Consider the following 22,327-nt stretch of genomic DNA (forward strand, 5'->3'; position numbering starts at 1 on the left):
GTTTATTGCGCGAGCGTGATGTCGTCGAGTTTCCAGCTCTTGTCGAAATACGCTTCAGTCGGCGCGTACAGACGGAAATAACTGAACCAGTGTTTGCCGGGCAGGGTTTGCACCCAGTTGCTTTCCAGGCCCTTGGGCGCGGTCGGACCGAAGTACAGGTCCACCGAGCCGTCGGGGTTCTTCTGCAAATCCTGACGCGAAGAAAGGTCGGCCCTGCGCTGCGGATTGTCGATCAGGCCGCGGCTGGTGATGTCGTAAACGGTCATCGACCAGAATTGTTTGGCCGGCGGGTTGGCGCCAACGTGCAGTCGATAGCTCTTGCCACCGTCGAGCCAGTCACCCTTGGCATCGGTGTAGGCGCCGAGGTAGGTCTGGCCCAGCCCCGGCGTTTTGGAAACCATGCCCTTGGTGTTGGTGACCGCCTCGTAGAACCAGGCACTGCGTTCCCACAACTGGTCGTAATAGGCCACACGTTGGGATGGCTCGGCGATGTTCAGCACCGTGTCCCAATGCCGGTCGGGCCAATACTGAGCGTCAGGAAAACGCTTGGCGAAGGTGTTGGCCTTGGCAATCAGTTCGCCGACCTGCGCACCTTGCTCAAGGGCCTGACGTTGATGGGTATTGGGGTTGAAGGGTTTGTCCTTTTCGATACCGAGGCTGGCAAGCATCGCCATGTAGAACCGGTCACGCTCGTTGACCGGTTCTTTCTGGATGATCTGGTACAGGCGTTCCCAGTAGGCGATGCCTTGGGGCTGTGTACCGGACCAAGGTTTGCCTTGCGGCGAAAGCAGGCGAGTGTCGCCCGGCTTATTGCGTTGGGCGTAGGGGTACATCTTGAACTTCTCGACCAGTGCCTTGCCCTTGGCCGGGTCCGGATCGAGCACACGGAAACCCACCAGCACGTTCATCGTTTCCGATTTCGCCAGGTAGTACCGGCCGGCATCTGCCGGTGGTTCGGCTCCGGGTGGCAGCACCAGGTATTTGCCGCCCTGACCCTTATCGGGGCCGGTCTGCCCCATGTCGATGATCGCCCGCTGCCAGAAATCACCGATGCCGCCAGCGGTCGGCCCCGGCGGCAACTCGATCACCAGTGGCCCGGTTTCACTCAGATCGACGAAGCCGAGAATGTACGGGGTGGTGGCGTTGGCAGTGATCACCCCAAGCTTGTCTTCGTAGCTGTTGAGTACCATCAGATCGCCGCTGCGCGCGCCGAGCTTGTCACGAAACTCTTCCTGCCACTGGGCGTAGGACACCAGCGGCAAGGCCCACAGATAACTCTGGGTCGCCTGCTGGAAATCCAGTTCGGCGTACAGTTTGGCAATCGAGTCATGGCTCGGCAGCTCGCCCTCCATAGCGATCTTGCCGATAGGGGTATCGAGGTCCTGGGCGCCGACGCCACAACTGACAAACATCGTCATCAAACTGAAACCGGCGGCTTTGAGGGCTGCGTGCATAGCGATTTCCTTACTTGCCAAACGTCACGTTGAGGCCGGCATAGAGGGTGAATTGCGGCAGGCCATCGCCCTTGCGGTCGACCGTCCACTGCGGCTCGACGAAGGCGTTGAGGATGTTGCTGCCGGACTTCCAGGCCTTGCCCACACCCAGACCTATCGGGATGTAATGGGTGTCGTTTTTCAGGTCGAAGGTCCAAGTGCCGGTGGAGCGCAGATACCAGCCTTTTTCCAGGTTATGGATGATGAATGGCTGCATCGTTGCGCTCTCTACATGCGGGCGATCGTTGTCGCCGGCAAACGAACTCTGGTACTGCACCAGAGCGCCGAGCACCGCGTGGTGAGGCGTCGATGGCCACAGCAGCCAGTCCGCCTTGCCATTTGCCGGTACCGAGTTCGTCCTGTTCAGCGGTCGGCGCCGTGATCAGCGGACCAATGCCCAACTGCACGCCGTCGGTTTTCAGAATGAAGATATCGAACAGGTTCAGATCGCCAATGCCGGTGCTGTAACCGTTGTGCGGATCCGGGCGGGTGCTGATCGGCAGCGTGGCGCGAACCAATTGCGGCACACCGATGAAATCGTTCGGCGCGATCGGCAGGGTGCCGCGCAGCAACACGTCATTGCTGTGCGCGTTGCTGTCGTAGAGTTTAGGGGTGTAGTAATCCTGCAGATTCGCGCCCGGTGCGACGTTCAACGGGTTGTTGCTTTTGTTCGAATCCTCGGCGTTATCTGCCTGCGCGCCACACGCAGCCGCCAGCGAACCCGCCAGAAAAAGAGTCTTCCCCACTCGATTGAACATCATCCCCGATTCCCTGGTGGCTTATGGACACTTGGCGCTTGTCGGCCGTTACTGCGTAATCCCTTTCTTATCAAGCCCGTAGGACACGTCTGAATGACGCTAGCAGCTAATCGGGAGTTAGCCAGCCGAAGGGATTAATTCTTTGGTTTTGTGTACGAGGTCACAGGTGATTGTGTACTAAGCATTCCATTGCTCATGATGTAGTGGCTGTCGAGTGGAGATGAGGCTGCTACATATGCGTATTTCAATTCGGGATGTTTAAAAGTTGTTTCGATTTTGCGGAACGTTCCCACAAGGTTTTCAGGTTGTCCGTCGGACGTCGGGTCTCTAGCCTGTGTTCGTCGCTGCCAAATCAGCGACCGGGACTGGAAACCCCGGGGGAAAACTGAACGCAACAGCACCGTTCATGACGTATGCTTGCGCACCTTTTCTGGTGCGTACTTAGTTATGGCGGCTGTGCGTGGGGGACCTTCGGGTCGTCCGGGTTTCTCTGTCCCCCGGGTTTCCAGCCTGCGTACAGCTGCCACCCATTCGACCGGAAGCCGAATGGGCCAGCTCCACCGTTCGGATAGAGAAAACACTATGAAGAAGCCAACACCCAATCCCCCAGAATCAGACGCCGACACCACATCTCCCTACGCCTCAGTCGACAGTAAAAAACTCCACGAAGCCGCCGACCGCGCCCTCGACTACTACCTCAATCCCGCCGCCCGCATCATGTCCAGCGCCAACGAGCCGGAACCCATGTACCTCGCCAATCCCAGGTACAACACCGAATCTCTTCTAGCCAACGCCAGCGAAACCCTCGGCTCGGCCAGCGAGATGCTCATCAACTTCGCCGCCTCGCTGGAAACCTCACAGCGCAAGACTGCACTGGGGATCGCACAGGTCGTCATGCTGGGTGAACTTGCGGTGAATCAAGCCTTGGATCACGTCGAACTCAATGACTGATCTCTGTTGAATGATCGTCCCCACGCGCAGCAAAGGAATGCAGCCCTTGACGCTCTGCGTCAAATTCGCAAGCTGGAACGCGGAGCGTCTCTTGAGGCATTCCCACGCAGAGCGTGGGAACGATCAGAATCAAAAGATCGCAGCCTTCGGCAGCTCCTACAGGGAGGAGTCGGTTCAGCTGTTTTTCTTGGCCTGTTCGCGGATATGCTCTTCTTGTGCGCGCGCTTCCGGGGTGAACTCGGCACCGAAGTCTTCGGCAGAAAATATCTGGCGGATTTCAATTTCAGAATCGCCCGGCATCGGATTAGGGCAACGCTTGACCCATTCAATGGCTTCTTCTTTCGATTTCACTTCCCAGATCCAGTAACCCGCCACCAATTCTTTGGTCTCGATGAACGGCCCGTCGATGACCGTGCGTTTGTCGCCGGAGAAGCGTACGCGGACGCCTTTGTTGCTTGGATGGAGGCCATCGCAATCGATCAGAATGCCGGCCTTGACCAGTTCTTCGTTGAAGTTGCCCATGGCGGTGATCAGCTCTTCGCTGGGCATGATGCCGGCTTCGGAATCGGCGCTGGCTTTTACAAGGATCATGAATCGCATGGCGGTTACTCCGTGGATTATGGGGATTCGTTGTTTAGTCGAATGGGCCGGGGTTGAATCGACAGGCTTGTAAATAAAAGATGCAGACCTGCGTTTTAACAAGCATCCCCTGCATACGGAGTGTGTCGGCCATGCCAGTCCTGAAACTCACAACGTTGATTCCTGCCCGCACACCAGCCGAAGTGCTCGACTTTTGTCTGGACGGGACGAATTTCCCGAAGATCTTCCCGGAACGCATCACGCCGCTTGGCGATGTCGACCTGAACAATCTATGGATCGAAGCCGGGCGGCAGTTCCGCTTTCGGCACTGGATGTTCAACCTGATTCCGGCGACCTGGACGGTGCTGATCCGCGAAGTGGGTGAGGCGCATTTCATTGATGAAATGCTCAAGGGGCCGCTGCGTGCCTTTCGTCATGAACATCGGGTAGCGGCTGGAGAGGGCGGTACGCTTTATACCGACCGGGTGACGTACGCGGCGATTGGTGGAGCGTTCAGCGAGCGGTTATTGGTGGATGCTTATATGCGGCGGATTTTTGCAGCGCGGCATCGCAATATGCTGCAACTGCTCCAGTAACACCACATTGGAACGGCGGCGGCTTTGTATACAATTTTTCGCGCAGGCCCCCAACAATTTCCAAACAGGGCATAGGTCGTCGGACAATTTCGTGGTTAACTTCCGCCTCTTGCATGCTTTCCAATCAAAACATCAGAAGGACTCAAGTCATGGCTCAAGTCACCCTTAAAGGCAATCCGGTTCAAGTCAACGGCCAGTTGCCACAAGCCGGTTCCAAGGCGCCAGCCTTTTCTCTGGTTGCCGGCAATCTGTCCGACGTCACCCTGCAAGACTTCGCCGGCAAGCGCAAAGTCCTGAACATTTTCCCAAGCGTCGACACCCCGACCTGCGCGACCTCCGTGCGCAAGTTCAACGCTCAGGCCAACGACATCAGCAACACCGTGGTGCTGTGCATCTCCGCTGACCTGCCGTTCGCCCAAGCGCGTTTCTGCGGCGCCGAAGGTCTGGAAAACGTCCAGAACCTGTCGACCCTGCGCGGTGCCGAGTTCATCGAGAACTACGGCGTGGCCATTGCTGACGGCCCGCTGAAAGGCCTGACCGCTCGCGCCGTTGTGGTTCTGGACGAAAACGATAACGTCCTGCACAGCGAACTGGTCAAGGAAATCGCTGAAGAGCCTAACTACGAAGCGGCCCTGTCCGTTCTCAAGTAAGCGCTTTTACAATTGTTAACGGCCTGGCCCTGTCCAGGCCGTTTTCATTTGTGTATCAGTGTTTTGCCTCACACCTTGAAACGTAAGTTGAAGGTAAATTGCCGGTAAAGCTGCTTTGCTATTTCCCCACCAGTGCTTATCGTTCAGCCTCCCGTAAAAGAAGCCCACGCGCCCAATGGTTAATCACTCCATGCAATCGTCCCCCCGTAACTCCCGTCGCTGGCTGATCAGCCTGCTTGTCCTGTTGGTGATCGCTGCCCTGTGCTGGAAATTCTGGCCTGCCGGTTCAGCCCACAAGGAGGGCGCTGACAAGGCTGCGGCCGGGCACACCGGGCGTTCGGGGATGATGCGGCCGGGCTTCGGTGGCGGCAGCGGGCCGATTCCGGTGCGCGTGGCACCGGCGGTCACCGGTGACTTCCCGCTGTATTACAAGGCGCTGGGCACGGTCACAGCGCTCAACACCATCAATGTGCGCAGCCGGGTGGGCGGCGAGCTGGTCAAGATCAATTTCGAAGAAGGCCAGATGGTCAAGGCCGGCGACTTGTTGGCCGAGATCGACCCGCGTCCGTACCAGAACGCCTTGCTGCAGGCCGAAGGCACCTTGTTGCAGAATCAGGCGCAACTGAAGAACGCTCAGGTCGACGTCGAGCGTTATCGCGGTCTGTTCAAAGAGGACAGCATCGCCAAACAGACGCTGGACACCGCCGAAGCGCTGGTCGGTCAATATCTGGGCACGGTCAAGACCAATCAGGCGGCGGTCAACGACGCCAAGCTCAATCTCGAATTCACCAAGATCCGCGCGCCGATTGCCGGTCGCGTCGGTCTGCGTCAGGTCGATGTCGGTAATCTGGTCACCGCCAACGACACCACGTTCCTCGCGGTGATCACTCAGACGCAACCGATCAGCGTGGCTTTCACGCTGCCGGAAAACAGCCTCGAAACCGTGCTCGCCCGTTACCGCAGCGGCGCCAAGCTGCCGGCCGAGGCGTGGGATCGCGGTGACACCAAGCTGCAAGCCATCGGGGTACTGCAAAGCCTCGACAACCAGATCGACGTCGCCACCGGCACCCTGAAATTCAAGGCCCGTTACGAAAACCGCGATCAGGCGCTGTTCCCCAACCAGTTCGTCAACGTTCACCTGTTGGCTGACACGCTGAAAGGCGTGGTGCTGGCACCGTCGGCGGCTATCCAGTTCGGTACCAACGGCACCTTCGTCTATGCCTTGGACGGCGACAAGAAAGTCACCATTCGCCAACTGAAGATCGGCGCCAGTGATGGTGAAAACACCGTGGTCACTGAAGGCCTGACTGCCGGCGACCGTGTGGTGCTGGAAGGCACCGACCGCTTGAAGGAAGGCAGTGAAGTGGAAGTGGTCAACGACAGCAATCAAGTGCCGACCACGCCGACCGAACACCTGCAAGGCAAATCTGCCGCCACCCCGACTGACGCGGCTGTCACCGACAAGGCCAAGAAGGGCGCATGAACATTTCGCGGCTGTTCATCCTCCGACCGGTAGCCACCACCCTGAGCATGCTGGCCATTGTTCTGGCCGGCCTGATTGCTTATCGCTTGCTGCCCGTTTCTGCACTGCCACAAGTCGATTACCCGACCATCCGCGTCATGACCCTGTATCCCGGCGCCAGCCCGGATGTAATGACCAGTGCCGTGACCGCACCGCTTGAGCGCCAGTTCGGGCAGATGCCGGGCCTGACGCAAATGGCCTCGACCAGCTCCGGCGGCGCGTCGGTGCTGACCCTGCGTTTCAGCCTCGATATCAACATGGACGTCGCCGAACAGCAGGTGCAAGCCGCGATCAACGCCGCGACCAACCTGCTGCCGACCGATTTGCCGGCGCCACCGGTATACAACAAGGTCAACCCGGCGGACACCCCGGTGCTGACTCTGGCCATCACCTCGAAAACCATGTTGCTGCCCAAGCTCAATGACCTGGTCGATACGCGCATGGCGCAGAAAATCGCCCAGATCAGCGGCGTCGGCATGGTCAGCATTGCTGGTGGTCAGCGTCAGGCCGTGCGGATCAAGGTCAACCCGGAAGCGTTGGCGGCCAACAGCCTGAACCTGTCCGACGTGCGCACCTTGATCAGCGCTTCCAACGTCAACCAACCGAAGGGCAACTTCGACGGCCCGACCCGAGTGTCGATGCTCGACGCCAACGACCAGCTGACGTCGCCCAAGGATTACGCCAATCTGATTCTCGCCTACAAGAACGGCGCGCCGCTGCGGCTCAAGGACGTGGCGGAAATCGTCGATGGCGCCGAGAACGAACGCCTTGCTGCGTGGGCCAACCTGAATCAGGCGGTGTTGCTGAACATCCAGCGTCAGCCGGGTGCCAACGTCATTGAGGTGGTCGACCGCATCAAAGCACTGCTGCCGAGCATCACCGACAATCTGCCGGCCGGCCTCGAAGTGACGGTGCTGACTGACCGCACCCAGACCATTCGCGCCTCGGTCACTGACGTGCAACACGAATTGCTGATCGCCATCGCCCTGGTGGTGATGGTGACGTTCCTGTTCCTGCGTCGTGCCAGCGCGACGATCATTCCGTCGGTGGCCGTGCCGCTGTCGCTGATCGGTACCTTTGGAGTGATGTACCTGGCCGGGTTTTCGGTCAACAACCTGACCCTGATGGCCCTGACCATTGCTACCGGTTTCGTGGTCGACGATGCGATCGTCATGCTGGAAAACATTTCGCGCTTTATCGAGGAAGGCGATAGTCCGATGCAGGCCGCGCTCAAAGGGGCCAAGCAGATCGGCTTTACCCTGATTTCCCTGACGCTGTCGCTGATTGCGGTACTGATTCCGCTGCTGTTCATGGCCGATGTGGTCGGTCGGTTGTTCCGCGAGTTCGCCATCACCCTGGCTGTGGCCATCCTGATTTCCCTGGTGGTCTCGCTGACCCTGACGCCAATGATGTGCGCGCGGCTGCTCAAGCGTGAGCCGGAAGCACACGAGCAGGGCCGTTTCTACCGTGCCAGCGGTGCTGTCATCGACTGGATGATTGCCGAATACGGTCGGATGCTGCGCTGGGTGCTCAAACACCAGCCGCTGACCTTGCTGGTCGCTATCGGCACACTGGCGTTGACCGTGTTCCTCTATATGGTCGTGCCGAAAGGCTTCTTCCCGGTGCAGGACACCGGGGTGATTCAGGGTATTTCCGAGGCGCCGCAGTCGATTTCCTTCGCGGCGATGGGCGAGCGCCAACAGGAACTGGCGAAAATCATTCTGGAAGATCCGGCGGTACAGAGCCTGTCGTCCTACATCGGTGTCGACGGCGATAACGCCACGCTCAACAGCGGCCGTTTGCTGATCAATCTCAAGCCCCATGGCGATCGCGATCTGAGCGCCACGGAAGTGATTGCGCGCCTGCAACCGCAGCTGGACAAACTGGTCGGCATCCGCCTGTTCATGCAGCCGGTGCAGGATCTGACCATCGAAGACCGCGTCAGCCGCACGCAATACCAGTTCAGCATGTCCTCGCCGGATTCCGAACTGCTCAGCCAGTGGAGCGGCCGACTGGTCGAAGCACTGGCGCAGCGTCCGGAACTGACCGACGTCGCCAGTGATTTGCAGGACAAGGGTTTGCAGGTCTATCTGGTGATCGACCGCGATGCCGCCTCACGCCTTGGCGTCTCGGTGGCGGACATCACCGACGCGTTGTACGACGCCTTCGGCCAGCGGCAGATTTCGACCATCTACACCCAGGCCAGCCAGTACCGCGTGGTACTGCAAGCCCAGGCCGGAGAGAAGATCGGCCCGCAAGCGCTGGATCAGATTCACGTCAAGACCACGGATGACGCGCAAGTACGTCTGTCGAGTCTGGCTCATGTGGAAGAACGTCAGGCGCAACTGGCGATCACCCATATTGGCCAGTTCCCGGCAGTGATGATGTCGTTCAACCTCGCACCCGGCGTGGCCTTGGGGCATGCGGTCGACATCATCGAGCAGGTACAGAAAGACATCGGCATGCCGGTCGGCGTACAGACTCAGTTCCAGGGCGCAGCCGAAGCGTTCCAGGCGTCGCTGTCGAGTACCTTGCTGTTGATTCTGGCGGCCGTGGTGACCATGTACATCGTGCTGGGCGTGCTGTACGAGAGCTACATTCACCCGATCACCATTCTCTCGACCTTGCCGTCGGCGGCCGTTGGCGCCTTGCTGGCGTTGCTGCTCAGCGGCAATGACCTGGGCATGATTGCGATCATTGGCATCATTTTGCTGATCGGGATCGTGAAAAAGAACGCGATCATGATGATCGACTTCGCCCTCGATGCTGAACGCAATCAAGGCATGGCCCCGCAGGAGGCGATCTATCAAGCGGCGCTGTTGCGTTTCCGGCCAATCCTCATGACCACGCTGGCGGCGCTGTTCGGTGCTGTGCCGTTAATGCTCGCCACCGGTTCCGGGGCTGAATTGCGTCAGCCGCTGGGTCTGGTGATGGTTGGCGGTCTGCTGGTGAGTCAGGTGTTGACGCTGTTCACAACGCCAGTGATCTACCTGTATTTCGACCGCCTCGGTCGGCGCTTTGGCAAGACCAATGCTGACACTGAAGAGGTGTCGGTATGACTTCGCATCACCACATAACCTGTGGGAGCGAGCTTGCTCGCGAAAGCGGTCAGTCAGTCACTAACGATGTTGGATGTGCCGGCCTCTTCGCGAGCAAGCTCGCTCCCACAGGGTTGGGCGGTGGAGCAGAGGATCGCGTTCGATGAACCTCTCCGGTCCTTTCATCAAGCGTCCGGTCGCGACGATGCTGCTGAGCCTGGCGATCATGCTGCTCGGCGGTGTCAGCTTCGGCCTGCTGCCCGTAGCGCCGCTGCCGCAAATGGATTTCCCGGTGATCGTCGTGCAGGCGAGCCTGCCCGGGGCGAGCCCGGAAGTCATGGCGTCCACCGTGGCCACGCCGCTGGAACGTTCATTCGGCGCGATTGCCGGCGTCAATACCATGAGCAGCCGTTCCAGCCAGGGCTCGACCCGGGTCATTCTGCAATTTGACCTCGACCGCGACATCAACGGCGCGGCGCGGGAAGTGCAGGCGGCGATCAATGCTTCGCGCAACCTGTTGCCGAGCGGCATGCGCAGCATGCCGACCTACAAGAAGGTCAACCCGTCGCAAGCACCGATCATGGTGCTGTCGCTGACCTCCGATGTGCTGGAAAAAGGCCAGCTCTACGATTTGGCCTCGACCATTCTTTCGCAGAGCCTGTCGCAAGTGCAGGGCGTCGGCGAAGTACAGATCGGTGGCAGTTCACTGCCGGCGGTGCGTATCGAACTCGAACCGCAGGCACTGAACCAGTACGGCGTGGCGCTCGACGATGTGCGCAAGACCATCGCCGATGCCAACGTGCGCCGGCCGAAAGGTTCGGTTGAGGACGGCCAACGGTTGTGGCAGATCCAGGCCAATGACCAACTGGAGAAAGCCAAGGATTACGAATCACTGATCATCCACTACGCCGACGGCGCCGCACTGCGACTCAAGGACGTGGCCAAGGTCAGCGACGGTGTCGAAGACCGGTACAACAGCGGTTTCTTCAACGATGACGCGGCGGTGCTGCTGGTGATCAACCGTCAGGCCGGCGCCAACATCATCGAGACGGTCAACGAGATCAAGGCGCAACTGCCGGCGCTGCAAGCGGTGTTGCCCGCCAGCGTGAAACTGAATCTGGCCATGGACCGCTCGCCAGTCATCAAAGCGACGCTGCACGAAGCCGAGATGACCCTGCTGATTGCCGTGGCGCTGGTGATTCTGGTGGTTTACCTGTTTCTCGGTAACTTCCGCGCCTCGCTGATTCCGACGTTGGCCGTGCCGGTGTCGCTGGTCGGCACCTTTGCGGTGATGTACCTCTACGGCTTTTCGCTGAACAACCTGTCGCTGATGGCGTTGATCCTCGCGACAGGATTGGTCGTGGATGACGCCATTGTGGTGCTGGAGAACATTTCCCGGCACATCGACGAAGGCGTCAAACCGATGCAGGCCGCGTACCTCGGGGCCAAGGAAGTCGGTTTCACCTTGCTGTCGATGAACGTCTCGCTGGTGGCGGTGTTCCTGTCGATTCTGTTCATGGGCGGTATCGTCGAAAGCCTGTTCCGCGAGTTTTCCATCACCTTGGCTGCGGCCATCGTCGTGTCGCTGGTGGTTTCCCTGACGCTGACGCCGATGCTCTGCGCCCGTTGGCTGAAGCCGCACACACCCGGGCAGGAAAACCGTCTGCAACGCTGGAGCCGCCGCACCAACGACTGGATGGTCGGCAAATACGCCACCAGCCTCGACTGGGTGTTACGCCACCGCCGCTTGACCTTGCTCAGCTTGCTGATCACCGTCGGCGTCAACGTTGCGCTGTATGTCGTGGTGCCGAAAACCTTCATGCCGCAGCAGGACACTGGCCAGTTGATCGGTTTCGTGCGCGGTGACGACGGCCTGTCGTTCAGCGTGATGCAGCCGAAAATGGAAATTTTCCGCCGCGCCGTGCTCAAGGACGAAGCGGTGGAAAGTGTCGCCGGGTTCATCGGCGGCACCAACGGCACCAATAACGCCTTCATGCTGGTGCGTCTGAAGCCAATCAAGGAGCGCCAGCTCAATGCACAGAAAGTCATTGAGCGCCTGCGCAAGGAAATGCCCAAGGTTCCCGGTGCGCAACTGATGCTGATGGCGGATCAGGATCTGCAATTTGGCGGTGGTCGCGAGCAGACCACGTCGCAGTACAGCTACATCCTGCAAAGTGGTGATCTGGGCGAGTTGCGCAAGTGGTATCCCAAAGTGGTTGCTGCGCTGCGCGCGTTGCCCGAGCTGACGGCCATTGACGCCCGTGAGGGAGCCGGAGCGCAGCAGGTGACGCTGATTGTCGACCGCGATCAGGCCAAACGCCTGGGTGTCGACATGGACATGGTGACCGCGGTGCTGAACAACGCCTACAGCCAGCGGCAGATTTCGACGATCTATGACAGCCTCAACCAGTATCAGGTGGTCATGGAGGTTAATCCGAAATACGCCCAGGACCCGGTGACGCTCAAGCAAGTGCAGGTGATCACCGCTGACGGTGCGCGGGTGCCGCTGTCGACGTTCGCTCATTACGAAAACAGCCTGGAAGACGACCGCGTCAGCCACGAAGGCCAGTTCGCCTCCGAAGACATTTCCTTCGACATGGCCGAAGGCGTGACGGTGGAGCAGGGCAGTGCCGCCATCGAGCGGGCGATTGCCAAGCTCGGCCTGCCGGAAGATGTCATTGCGAAAATGGCCGGTACTGCCGACGCCTTTGCCGCGACCCAGAAGAGCCAGCCGTTCATGATTCTCGGGGCGCTGCTGGCGGTGTATCTGGTGTTGGGTGTGTTGTATGAAAGCTACATCCATCCGCTGACGATCCTGTCTACCCTGCCGTCGGCCGGTGTCGGCGCGTTGCTGTCGATCTATGCGCTGGGCGGCGAGTTCAGCCTGATCTCGTTGCTCGGGTTGTTCCTGCTGATTGGCGTGGTCAAGAAAAACGCCATTCTGATGATCGACCTCGCGCTGCAACTGGAGCGCCATCAGGGCCTGTCGCCGCTGGAATCGATCCGCAATGCCTGCCTGCAACGCTTGCGGCCGATTCTGATGACCACGCTGGCGGCGATTCTCGGTGCCTTGCCGTTGCTGTTGGGCCGGGCCGAAGGCGCGGAAATGCGCCAGCCGCTGGGCCTGACGATCATCGGCGGGCTGATTTTCAGCCAGGTGCTGACGCTTTACACCACGCCTGTGGTTTACCTCTATCTCGACAAGCTGCGCCATCGTTTCAACAAATGGCGTGGCGTGCGTACTGACGCCGCTCTGGAAACTCCGCTATGACTGACCGTTCGCTTATCCATCTGGCCACTGTTCGGGGCTCGCGTTTACTGAGCTTGTCACTGTGTGTGGCGATGCTCAGTGCCTGCGCCGTCGGCCCTGATTACCAGCGCCCGCAAACCGTTGAAATCGCCCAGTACAAGCAAGCCGAAGGCTGGACTCAAGCCAACCCGAGCGATTCGCTGGCCCGTGGTGCCTGGTGGGAGTTGTACGGTGATCAGCAGCTCAACGGGCTGATCGAAAAACTCAACAACGCCAACCAGACAGTCGCGCAGTCGGAGGCCCAGTACCGTCAGGCCCAGGCGTTGGTGCGCAGTGCCCGTGGCGCGTTTTATCCCAGCGTTGACTTGAGCCTGGGCAAGACCCGCTCCAGTCAGGGCACCGGCAGCAGCAGTTCGAGTCTGAGCAGTTCGTCCAGCGGTATCCGCGACACCTATAACGCCGAACTGGGCGTCAGTTGGGAAGCGGACGTGTGGGGCAAGCTGCGCCGTGGACTGGAAGCCGATGAGGCCAGCGCTCAGGCCAGTTTTGCCGACCTGGCCGCCATGCGCCTGAGCCAGCAATCGGAACTGGTGCAGAACTACCTGCAACTGCGCGTTATCGACCAGCAGAAACGCCTGCTCGAAGCCACGGTCGCTGCCTATGAACGCTCGTTGAAAATGACTCAGAACCAGTACCGCGCCGGGGTTTCCGGGCGCGATGCGGTAGCACAGGCGCAGACGCAACTGAAAAGCACCCAGGCCGATCTGGTCGACCTGATCTGGCAGCGCGCGCAATTCGAAAATGCGATTGCGGTGCTCACCGGGCAAGCCCCGGCGGATTTTAGTATTGCTGAAGTACAGACCATTCCGAAGCTGCCGCAGGTGCCATTGAGCCTGCCCTCGCAGTTGCTGGAGCGGCGCCCGGACATCGCCTCGGCGGAGCGTTCGGTGATCGCTGCCAACGCCAACATCGGCGTGGCCAAAGCGGCGTATTACCCGGATCTGAGCTTGAGTCTGAGCGGCGGCTACAGCAGCAGTACTTCGCAGAATCTGGTCAGCCTGCCGAACCGCTTCTGGTCGGTGGGGCCAAAACTGGCTCTGCCGCTGTTTGACGGTGGCATACGTTCGGCCGAAGTCGACCGTACCGAGGCGGTGTATGACCAGACGGTGGCCAAGTACCGCCAGACCGTGCTCGACGGTTTCCGCGAGGTGGAGAACTATCTGGTGCAGCTCAAGGTGTACGAGGACGAAGCGGCGGTGCGCCAGGAAGCGCTGGATGCAGCCCGCGACTCCCTGCGCCTGACGGAAAACCAGTACAAGGCCGGTCTGATTGCTTATATCGATGTGGTGGTGGTGCAAGCCACAGCGCTGAGCAATGAGCGCAGCGTGCTGAACATTCTGCAAAGCCGTTTGATTGCCAGTGTGCAATTGATTGCGGCGCTGGGTGGTGGTTGGGATGGGCAACTTGAAGTGAGCGACAGTGCCCAATCTTCGAAGTAACGTGCTTCTGTGTTGATCGTTCCCACGCTCCGCGTGGGAATGCAGCCCGGGACACTCCGCGTCCCATCCCGAGCCGAACGCAGAGCGTCCGCTGAGGCATTCCCACGCAGAGCGTGGGAACGATCGGGTAAAGCCGTGAACACCGGGCCAGAGCCTTGTCGGACGATCGAACAAGCGTTTCATCGGCTTGATGGCCAATTGCTTACTTTGTCAGTGCGTTCTTCTGTGCAATCAGTACAATCGCCGCATTTGCCCGACCGAGAACGGACGCAATCCGCGTTGGGTAGCCACGAGAATTCCCATGCTCATCGGTAGTTATTCCTCCACGCTGGTTTTCATTTCGTTGTGTGTGGCGATTCTCGCCTCGTACACCGCGCTTGACCTCACCGGTCGCATTGCCACGGCAAAGGGCCGCGCGGTTCATTTCTGGACCGCCGGGGGTGCGTTTGCCATGGGCGTTGGCGTGTGGTCGATGCACTTTATCGGCATGCTCGCCTTCAAGCTGCCGATCGACCTGGGCTATGACATCACCCTGACCGCGCTGTCGCTGCTCATCGCCGTGTTGTCCTGTGGATTCGCCTTGTGGTTGGTCAGTCAGCCGAAACTGCCGATTCTGCAACTGGCGTTCGGCGCGCTGATCATGGGCACCGGGATCAGTGCCATGCACTACACCGGCATGGCGGCGATGCGCATGACCCCGGGGATCGACTACGACCCGACACTGTTTGGCGCCTCGTTGCTGATTGCGGTCGGCGCGTCGGCGGCGGCACTGTGGATCGCTTTCCGCCTGCGTCAGCATTCGCCTTATGTGCGACTGATTCGTGGCGGGGCGGCGATCATCATGGGCATCGCCATTGTTGGCATGCATTACACCGGCATGGCCGCCGCACAATTCCCTGATGGCAGTTTCTGTGGCGCCACCGTCAATGGCTTGAAGGGCAACGGCCTCGACAGTCTGGTGCTGATCACCACGTTGGCAGTGCTGTCGATTGCCTTGCTCACATCGATTCTCGACGCACGCCTCGAGGCGCGCACCGCTGATCTGGCGTACTCATTGACCGTGGCCAACCGTGAGCTCACGCAATTGGCCCTGCACGACACCCTGACCGGCCTGCCGAACCGCATGCTGCTGGACGACCGGATCAATCAGGCGATGAAAAAGGTCCACGAGCAGGGCGGCTGTTTTGCCTTGATGTTCATCGATCTGGACGGCTTTAAACCGGTCAACGATGCGTTCGGTCACCATATGGGCGACCAGTTGTTGCGTGAAGTCGGGTTGCGCCTGCGTGAAGACCTGCGCGGCCCGGACACACTGGCGCGAATCGGCGGCGATGAATTCGTGCTGCTGGTGCGTCTGACCGAACCCAATGACGCACTGGGACTGGCTGCACGTCAGGTCGGCCTGATCGCGCAATCATTCCGCGTCGCCGAACATGATTTGCAGATCTCCGCCAGCGTCGGCATCGCCCTGTATCCGGGTAATGGCCAGAACGCGCAGGAACTCCTGATGAACGCCGACGCGGCGATGTACCACGCCAAGGGCGGCGGCAAAAACGGTTACAGCTTTTTCGACGCGTCGATGAACAACAACGCGCGCAAGCAGTTGCAGTTGTTGCAAGACCTGCGCGCGGCGCTGGAGCACAGCCAGTTCAGTTTGCATTACCAACCGAAGTTCGACGCCGCCAATGGCCGTCCGGTCGGCGCTGAAGCGTTGCTGCGCTGGCAGCATCCGCTTCACGGTATGCTGATGCCGGACAAATTCATCGAACTGGCGGAGAAGTCCGGGCTGATCATTCCGATCGGTGAATGGGTGCTCAATGAAGCCTGCCGGCAAATGCGCGAGTGGTACGTGCTCGGTTACACCGACTGGCGTATCGCGGTGAACCTGTCGGCGCTGCAGTTCTGCCACGCCGGACTGGTGCGCAGCGTGGCCAAGGCGTTGGCCACCCATCATTTGCCGGCGAACAGCCTGACCCTGGAAATCACCGAGACCACGGCCATGAACGATGCCGATGCGAGCATGACGGTGTTGCAGGAGTTGTCGGACATGGGCGTCGATCTGTCGATCGATGACTTCGGCACGGGTTATTCCAGCCTGATGTACCTCAAGCGTTTGCCGGCCAATGAGCTGAAGATCGACCGTGGTTTTGTGCGGGATCTGGAGCATGACAGCGATGATGCGGCGATCGTCTCGGCGATTGTCGCATTGGGACAGGCGCTCGGTTTGCGCATTGTCGCTGAAGGTGTTGAAACCGGGGTGCAGCAGGCGTTCTTGACGCAGTTGGGTTGTGATTCGCTGCAGGGTTATCTGCTCGGGCATCCGATGCCGGCGGATAAATTCATGCAGGATATTACGCGGGGCGAGGCGCTGGCGGCGGTCTGATTGACCGGGTTATCGTTCTTCGCGAGCAAGCTCGCCCCCACATTGGTTGTGTGAACGACACAGAACCCTGTGGGAGCGAGCTTGCTCGCGAAGGCGTCTGCCCATACACCACAGACCTCATGCAAAACCCGCCAATGGCGGTTATTCTTCCCCTCGACTGTTACGTGTGCATTGGGGGAGAAAGGCCAGCATGGATAAAGTCATTGTGATCACCGGCGGCGGGCGCGGGATTGGCGCCGCTACGGCGCTGTTGGCTGCCGAGCAAGGCTATCGGATCTGCATCAACTATCAGCAAGACGAGCAGGCTGCGCAAAGTGTGCTGGAGCAAGTCCGTGCATTGGGCGCACAAGCCATCGCCGTGCGCGCTGACGTCAGCATCGAAGACGAAGTGATTGCGCTGTTCCAGCGGGTCGACAGCGAATTGGGCCGTGTGACTGCGCTGGTGAACAACGCCGGCACCGTCGGACACAAATCGCGGGTCGATGAAATGTCCGAATTCCGCATTCTGAAAATCATGAAAACCAACGTTCTGGCGCCGATCCTTTGCGCCAAGCACGCGATTCTGCGCATGTCGCCCAAGCACGGCGGGCAGGGCGGCAGTATCGTCAACGTCTCGTCAGTGGCTTCACGCCTTGGTTCGCCCAACGAGTACGTCGATTACGCGGCCTCGAAAGGTGCGCTCGACACCTTCACCATCGGCTTGTCCAAGGAAGTCGCGGGCGAGGGGATTCGCGTCAACGCGGTGCGCCCGGGGTTTATCTATACCGATTTCCACGCGCTGAGCGGCGACCCGGATCGGGTCAGCAAGCTCGAGTCGGCGATTCCGATGGCCCGTGGGGGGCGGCCGGATGAGGTGGCGGAGGCGATTGTCTGGTTGTTGTCGGACAAGGCTTCGTATGCGACCGGGACGTTTGTTGATTTGGGGGGTGGGCGTTAATTTTCTGAATGTGTGTGATGAGGTCCGGCCTCATCGCTGGCAAGCCAGCTCCCACAGGTTTCCAGGTCGCTCACAAGTGTTGTGTTCGCCAAAGATCCCTGTGGGAGCTGGCTTGCCAGCGATGGGGCCAGTGCATTCAACAAGAAATCATCAGAACGACCGCACAATCCGCCCCAACGTCTCCATGGCCTTTTCCGAGTCTTCGGTCCAAGGGCTGCCATAGTTCAGGCGAATACAATTCCTGAACCGCTGCGTCGGCGAGAAAATCGGCCCCGGCGCGATGCTGATGCCTTGCGCCAGTGCCATCTGAAACAACTTCAATGAATCCATCTGCGGCGGCAATTCCAGCCACAAGAAGTAACCGCCCGCCGGTTGGCTGACCCGCGTCTGTGCCGGGAAGTAGCGGGCGATCGCCGCGAGCATCGCGCTCTGCTGTTCTTCGAGTGCGTAGCGCAGTTTGCGAAGATGCCGGTCGTAGCCGCCGTGTTGCAGGTAGTCGGCAATCGCTGCTTGCGCCGGCATCGAGGCACACAGCGAAGTCATCAGTTTCAGCCGTTCGATCTTTTGCGCGTAGCGGCCGGCGGCGACCCAGCCGATGCGGTATCCAGGGGCCAGGCTCTTGGCGAACGAGCCGCAGTGCATCACCAGACCCTCAGTGTCGAAAGCCTTGGCCGGTTTGGGTGCCTGTTGGCCGTAATAGAGTTCGGCGTAGACATCGTCTTCGATCAGCGGCACTTGATGGTGGCGCAGCAGTTCCACCAGTTCCTGTTTCTTCGCCTCGGGCATGGTGGCGCCCATCGGGTTCTGGAAACTGGTCATGCACCAGCAAGCCTTGATCGGATGGCGTTCCAGGGTTTGTGCGAGCACGCCGAGGTCGATGCCGTCGCGCGGGTGCACGGGGATTTCCACGGCTTTGAGCTTCAACCGCTCAAGGACTTGCAGGCTGGCGTAAAACGCCGGGGCTTCGATGGCGACCAGATCGCCCGGTTCGGTCACGGCTTGCAGGCACAGGTTCAGCGCTTCGAGGGCGCCGTTGGTGATCAACAACTCTTCCATCGGCAGCATCAGGCCGCCGACCATGTAGCGCAGGGCGATTTGTCGGCGCAGTTGCGGATTGCCCGGCGACATGTCAGTGACAACCATGCGCGGGTCCATTTCTCGCGCGGCGCTGGCCAGCGAGCGTGACAGGCGCTGCAACGGAAACAGGGTGGGGCTGGGGAATGCCGAGCCGAAGGGTACGGTGCTCGGGTCCTTGATCGAATCAAGGACCGAGAACACCAGTTCGCTGACGTCGACTTCGGTAGAGTCGTTGACGTGGCTACTGATCACCGGCTCGGAAAACGGGCTCGGCGCATGGGTGTTGACGAAGTAGCCGGAGCGCGGCCGGGCGCGGATCAGGCCTCGGCGTTCGAGCAGGTAATAGGCCTGGAACACCGTGGACGGGCTGACGCCGTAGGTCTGGCTGGCGTAACGCACCGAAGGCACGCGCTGGCCGGGGCCAAGGACGCCGGAGCGGATCAGTTCAGCGATGTCGTCGGCGAATTTTTCGTAGCGTTTCATCGAGGAGCCTTGGTGCTGGTTGATTGTGGTGTCAGGTAAAAAGCCCCTCACCCTAGCCCTCTCCCAGAGGGAGAGGGGACTGATTGCGGGATGCTGGCGAAGTACACCGACCTGAAAGTGCTTTGCTGAATCCATAATCGACTCGGTCTCTCAAGTCGATGTATAGCGACAGACACCTCGGTCGGCCCCCTCTACCCCTGGGAGAGGGCTGGGGTGAGGGGACTGGATTCTAACGGCTCAACGATTCATCGGCGCCACAAACCTGCTCTTCGCCACGCTGTAAACCTCAGGTTCATCGCTGTCGGCAATCTTGAAACTCAAGGTCTGCGAGCTGCTGGCCGGGCGTTCTGTGGTCATCGCCACCGACACCGGCACATCGACAATTTCCCCCGGCGCCAGGCTCAGCTCGGTCTTGCCTTGCAACTGGAAGCCGTCACCGTCGACCAGCGTCAGGTTGTAATCCTGACGCTGCTGGGTCTTGTTGATGACTTTGAGGCTATAGATGTTTTCGATCTGGCCCTGACCGTTCTCGCGGAACAGCCCGCGATCCTTGGTCACGTCCAGCGAGACCATTGGCCGCTCGACCAACGCCAGAGCCAGCGCACCGATCATCGCCACCAGCACCACGGTGTAGCCAATCAGTCGCGGGCGCAGCAGGTGGGTTTTGCCACCCTGCAATTCGCGCTCGGAACTGTAGCGGATCAAACCGCGCGGGTAGTTCATTTTGTCCATGATCGAGTCACAGGCATCGATGCACGCGGCGCAACCGATGCATTCCATCTGCAGGCCGTTGCGGATGTCGATGCCGGTCGGGCAGACCTGCACGCACAACTGACAGTCGATGCAATCGCCCAGGCCTGCTTCCAGCGGTTTCACGTCGCGTTTACGCGGGCCGCGGTTTTCGCCACGGGCCACGTCGTAGGAAATCGCCAGGGTGTCTTTGTCGAACATCACGCTCTGGAAGCGTGCATACGGGCACATGTGCATGCACACCGCCTCGCGCAGCCAACCGGCGTTGATGTAAGTCGCAGCGGTGAAGAACAGCACCCAGAACAGGCTGACGCCGCCGATTTGCAGGGTCAGCAATTCTTCGGCCAGTGGCCGGATCGGCGTGAAGTAACCGACGAAGGTCAGGCCGGTCATTACGCTGATCGCCAGCCACAAGGTGTGTTTGGCGGCGCGCCGGACCAGTTTGTTCAGGGTCCACGGCGCGGCTTGCAGTTTGATCCGTTGGTTACGCTCGCCTTCGGTGATTTTCTCGCACCACATGAAGATCCACGTCCACGAACTCTGCGGGCAGGTGTAGCCACACCAGACCCGGCCGGCAAACACGGTAATGGCGAACAGACCGAAGGCGGCGATGATCAGCAGCGCCGAAAGCAGAATGAAATCCTGCGGCCAGAACGTCGCGCCGAAGATGTGGAATTTGCTTTCGGACAAATCCCAGAGCACGGCCTGACGGCCGCCCCAGTTCAGCCACACGGTGCCGAAAAACAGCACAAACAGAAATCCCGCGCCACTCATGCGCAAGGTGCGGAACAGGCCGGTGAAGCTGCGGGTGTGGATCTGGTTGTCGCTGGATTTGGCCGTCGCCTTCATTGGGCGTGCGGGCACACTCTTTATAGTGGGCGTTGCTTCTACGGTTCGGACGGGGATTTGTTCGCTCATGGTTATTCGCTCATCAGCCTCCATCAGGCCAGAGCACTATGAGCGTCGATCTGTTTGCATAACAGACTCAGATATTTCAATAAAAAGCGGATCAGATGGGATTTCGCGCAACGCCTGCGACAAGTTGAAGCAGCCCGCAGGCGTGGGCGCAAACGCCTATCCCAGACGTTTGCGCGCGGTGTTGATCAAGGTCAGTCAAATCACCGAATCACTCTCGTCGGCTTTCAGGTGTTTGCGTCCATCCTTGGCGCCTGCAACGGTGAGGGCGTCGGCTTCTGATTCGGTCACGTAGACGCGGCGGCCGTCGATTTCCACGAACGACATGGCTTTGTCGCTATCCGTGCGCACTTCCAGGGTGTCGCAAATGCGAATTTCCTCACCATTTTCAATGGTGAAGAAGCACACTTTTTGATCGGGATTGGATTCATCGACTCGAAGGGGCATGGGGCAGTCCTTTTTTCAGGGGTATCTGAAAGGTTAGGGCGCACGCTTCGCTGATCGTTCTGCGCAACTGATTAATGGTCACCGCTGTCCATCGTTTATCGAGCCAATAACAAGGACCGCACGATGAACGCGTGGTGGCATGAAGTGTGGGAAACCCTGCAAGCGGAATTCGCCGACGTCGGCGATGCTTCGCAATTGACGCGGATCACCGTTCGCCTGCTGATGGCGGCGGTGCTGGGCGGGATTCTCGGCTTTGAGCGCGAGCATAAGGGCAAGGCTGCCGGGGTGCGCACGCATATGTTGGTGGCACTGGGGGCGGCGCTGTTTGTGCTGGTGCCGCAGACGTCAGGGGCGGAGTCCGATGCGATGAGCCGGGTGGTGCAAGGGGTGATTGCCGGGATCGGCTTTCTCGGTGCCGGGACTATCCTGAAAAACAAGGAAGGCGATGAAGGCCATGTCAAAGGCCTGACCACGGCAGCCGGGCTGTGGATGACGGCGGCCATTGGCGTCGCGGCCGGGCTGGGCAGGGAAGCGACGGCGTTGCTCAGTACCTTTCTGGCGCTGGGGATTTTCAGCGTGATGCCACGCGTCGTAAAACTCTTTGAAAAAGAAGAGGAGAAAACTGATGACCACTGATCATTCCTGCGCCGGATGATCGTTCCCACGCTCTGCGTGGGAATGCCTCAATGGATGCTCTGCGTCCGCTTTGGGACGCGGAGCGTCCCGGGCTGCATTCCCACACGGAGCGTGGGAACGATCGGTTAAACGATGACCGGAGGCATGGTGCTCGGCGGTTCCTCTTTAGGCGGCGGTGTGGTGCCGGGCGGCTCCTGCTCGGGAATCGGTTGCGGCTCGGTCTCGGGAAGCGTGGGCTTGTCGATATTCGGATCAGGCGTTTCGGCCGGGATCGGGATGTTCATCTGATGACCTCCGTGTGGCACATGGCGTGAGAAGTGCTTAAGTGGATTGACCACCTCGTAGCGAATTCGATCCGCTTTT

16 protein-coding genes and 1 pseudogene are annotated in these 22,327 nt (G+C 59.8%); 10 read left to right on the forward strand and 7 right to left on the reverse strand.

Annotation, left to right across the window (positions count from 1 at the left end; genetic code table 11):
• Positions 1-2 precede the first annotated feature (2 nt).
• Together ACIF4X_RS00130 and ACIF4X_RS00135 are read right to left on the reverse strand one after the other, a co-directional pair.
• On the reverse strand, positions 3-1,454 hold the full coding sequence (locus tag ACIF4X_RS00130) for a DUF1254 domain-containing protein (protein ID WP_397480418.1): 1,452 nt from the start codon (positions 1,452-1,454) through the stop codon (positions 3-5).
• A gap of 10 nt (positions 1,455-1,464) precedes the next feature.
• A pseudogene (locus ACIF4X_RS00135) lies at positions 1,465-2,251 on the reverse strand (hypothetical protein).
• A gap of 582 nt (positions 2,252-2,833) precedes the next feature.
• On the opposite strand from ACIF4X_RS00135, the gene ACIF4X_RS00140 reads away from it, so the two are divergent.
• On the forward strand, positions 2,834-3,202 hold the full coding sequence (locus ACIF4X_RS00140) for a DUF6124 family protein (protein WP_122844117.1): 369 nt from the start codon (positions 2,834-2,836) through the stop codon (positions 3,200-3,202).
• Positions 3,203-3,376: 174 nt separating this feature from the next.
• On the opposite strand, the gene ACIF4X_RS00145 is transcribed toward ACIF4X_RS00140, so the two are convergent.
• Entirely contained in the window at positions 3,377-3,802 is a 426-nt protein-coding gene (locus tag ACIF4X_RS00145; protein ID WP_397480419.1) for a YciI family protein, read from the reverse strand.
• A gap of 131 nt (positions 3,803-3,933) precedes the next feature.
• Here ACIF4X_RS00145 and ACIF4X_RS00150 point away from each other — a divergent pair, with 131 nt between their 5' ends.
• The 8 genes from ACIF4X_RS00150 (at position 3,934) to ACIF4X_RS00185 (ending at position 17,656) form a co-directional block, all read left to right on the forward strand.
• Complete coding sequence (locus ACIF4X_RS00150; RefSeq protein ID WP_397480420.1) at positions 3,934-4,377, forward strand: polyketide cyclase; 444 nt, start codon at positions 3,934-3,936, stop codon at positions 4,375-4,377.
• Between the two features lie 149 nt (positions 4,378-4,526).
• Complete coding sequence (gene tpx / locus ACIF4X_RS00155; RefSeq protein WP_095112063.1) at positions 4,527-5,027, forward strand: thiol peroxidase; 501 nt, start codon at positions 4,527-4,529, stop codon at positions 5,025-5,027.
• 175 nt (positions 5,028-5,202) lie between these two features.
• Positions 5,203-6,510: an MdtA/MuxA family multidrug efflux RND transporter periplasmic adaptor subunit gene (locus ACIF4X_RS00160; RefSeq protein ID WP_397480421.1), complete on the forward strand. Its 1,308-nt coding sequence runs from the start codon at positions 5,203-5,205 to the stop codon at positions 6,508-6,510.
• A complete protein-coding gene (locus ACIF4X_RS00165; RefSeq protein ID WP_397480422.1) occupies positions 6,507-9,608 on the forward strand; it encodes an MdtB/MuxB family multidrug efflux RND transporter permease subunit in 3,102 nt (1,033 codons plus the stop codon). The genes ACIF4X_RS00160 and ACIF4X_RS00165 overlap by 4 nt, the downstream gene beginning before the upstream one ends.
• A 142-nt stretch (positions 9,609-9,750) precedes the next feature.
• A complete protein-coding gene (locus ACIF4X_RS00170) occupies positions 9,751-12,858 on the forward strand; it encodes an efflux RND transporter permease subunit (protein WP_397480423.1) in 3,108 nt (1,035 codons plus the stop codon).
• Complete coding sequence (locus ACIF4X_RS00175; protein ID WP_397480424.1) at positions 12,855-14,336, forward strand: efflux transporter outer membrane subunit; 1,482 nt, start codon at positions 12,855-12,857, stop codon at positions 14,334-14,336. The genes ACIF4X_RS00170 and ACIF4X_RS00175 overlap by 4 nt, the downstream gene beginning before the upstream one ends.
• Positions 14,337-14,637: 301 nt before the next feature.
• Positions 14,638-16,719 carry a putative bifunctional diguanylate cyclase/phosphodiesterase gene (locus tag ACIF4X_RS00180; protein ID WP_397480425.1) on the forward strand — a complete coding sequence of 694 codons (2,082 nt, stop codon included), beginning with the start codon at positions 14,638-14,640 and terminating at the stop codon, positions 16,717-16,719.
• A 190-nt stretch (positions 16,720-16,909) separates the two neighbouring features.
• A complete protein-coding gene (locus ACIF4X_RS00185; protein WP_129393441.1) occupies positions 16,910-17,656 on the forward strand; it encodes an SDR family oxidoreductase in 747 nt (248 codons plus the stop codon).
• 150 nt (positions 17,657-17,806) lie between these two features.
• Here the strand turns inward: ACIF4X_RS00185 and mapR are convergent, their stop codons facing one another.
• The 3 genes from mapR to ACIF4X_RS00200 all read right to left on the reverse strand — a co-directional run bounded on the left by mapR (position 17,807) and on the right by ACIF4X_RS00200 (position 21,328).
• Entirely contained in the window at positions 17,807-19,216 is a 1,410-nt protein-coding gene (gene mapR, locus ACIF4X_RS00190; protein WP_016985121.1) for a GntR family transcriptional regulator MpaR, read from the reverse strand.
• Between the two features lie 237 nt (positions 19,217-19,453).
• On the reverse strand, positions 19,454-20,884 hold the full coding sequence (gene ccoG / locus ACIF4X_RS00195) for a cytochrome c oxidase accessory protein CcoG (RefSeq protein WP_397480426.1): 1,431 nt from the start codon (positions 20,882-20,884) through the stop codon (positions 19,454-19,456).
• A gap of 195 nt (positions 20,885-21,079) precedes the next feature.
• Complete coding sequence (locus ACIF4X_RS00200; protein WP_397480427.1) at positions 21,080-21,328, reverse strand: DUF3203 family protein; 249 nt, start codon at positions 21,326-21,328, stop codon at positions 21,080-21,082.
• Positions 21,329-21,451: 123 nt separating this feature from the next.
• Between ACIF4X_RS00200 and ACIF4X_RS00205 the strand changes: the two genes are divergently transcribed.
• Positions 21,452-21,964 (forward strand): MgtC/SapB family protein, encoded by a 513-nt coding sequence (locus tag ACIF4X_RS00205; protein WP_397480428.1) that lies wholly within the window; start codon positions 21,452-21,454, stop codon positions 21,962-21,964.
• 125 nt (positions 21,965-22,089) lie between these two features.
• Here the strand turns inward: ACIF4X_RS00205 and ACIF4X_RS00210 are convergent, their stop codons facing one another.
• Positions 22,090-22,248: a hypothetical protein gene (locus ACIF4X_RS00210; RefSeq protein WP_016985118.1), complete on the reverse strand. Its 159-nt coding sequence runs from the start codon at positions 22,246-22,248 to the stop codon at positions 22,090-22,092.
• Between the last annotated feature and the right edge of the window lie 79 nt (positions 22,249-22,327).

The sequence above is a fragment of the Pseudomonas sp. NPDC085632 genome, from assembly GCF_044541255.1.
Lineage (GTDB): Bacteria > Pseudomonadota > Gammaproteobacteria > Pseudomonadales > Pseudomonadaceae > Aquipseudomonas.

Bases quoted from the DNA above. Each gene is read 5' to 3' on its own strand.
- ACIF4X_RS00130 (WP_397480418.1), bottom strand. From the start codon at position 1,454: ATGCACGCAGCCCTCAAAGCCGCCGGTTTCAGTTTGATGACGATGTTT.
- ACIF4X_RS00140 (WP_122844117.1), top strand. From the start codon at position 2,834: ATGAAGAAGCCAACACCCAATCCCCCAGAATCAGACGCCGACACCACA.
- ACIF4X_RS00145 (WP_397480419.1), bottom strand. From the start codon at position 3,802: ATGCGATTCATGATCCTTGTAAAAGCCAGCGCCGATTCCGAAGCCGGC.
- ACIF4X_RS00150 (WP_397480420.1), top strand. From the start codon at position 3,934: ATGCCAGTCCTGAAACTCACAACGTTGATTCCTGCCCGCACACCAGCC.
- tpx (WP_095112063.1), top strand. From the start codon at position 4,527: ATGGCTCAAGTCACCCTTAAAGGCAATCCGGTTCAAGTCAACGGCCAG.
- ACIF4X_RS00160 (WP_397480421.1), top strand. From the start codon at position 5,203: ATGGTTAATCACTCCATGCAATCGTCCCCCCGTAACTCCCGTCGCTGG.
- ACIF4X_RS00165 (WP_397480422.1), top strand. From the start codon at position 6,507: ATGAACATTTCGCGGCTGTTCATCCTCCGACCGGTAGCCACCACCCTG.
- ACIF4X_RS00170 (WP_397480423.1), top strand. From the start codon at position 9,751: ATGAACCTCTCCGGTCCTTTCATCAAGCGTCCGGTCGCGACGATGCTG.
- ACIF4X_RS00175 (WP_397480424.1), top strand. From the start codon at position 12,855: ATGACTGACCGTTCGCTTATCCATCTGGCCACTGTTCGGGGCTCGCGT.
- ACIF4X_RS00180 (WP_397480425.1), top strand. From the start codon at position 14,638: ATGCTCATCGGTAGTTATTCCTCCACGCTGGTTTTCATTTCGTTGTGT.
- ACIF4X_RS00185 (WP_129393441.1), top strand. From the start codon at position 16,910: ATGGATAAAGTCATTGTGATCACCGGCGGCGGGCGCGGGATTGGCGCC.
- mapR (WP_016985121.1), bottom strand. From the start codon at position 19,216: ATGAAACGCTACGAAAAATTCGCCGACGACATCGCTGAACTGATCCGC.
- ccoG (WP_397480426.1), bottom strand. From the start codon at position 20,884: ATGAGCGAACAAATCCCCGTCCGAACCGTAGAAGCAACGCCCACTATA.
- ACIF4X_RS00200 (WP_397480427.1), bottom strand. From the start codon at position 21,328: ATGCCCCTTCGAGTCGATGAATCCAATCCCGATCAAAAAGTGTGCTTC.
- ACIF4X_RS00205 (WP_397480428.1), top strand. From the start codon at position 21,452: ATGAACGCGTGGTGGCATGAAGTGTGGGAAACCCTGCAAGCGGAATTC.
- ACIF4X_RS00210 (WP_016985118.1), bottom strand. From the start codon at position 22,248: ATGAACATCCCGATCCCGGCCGAAACGCCTGATCCGAATATCGACAAG.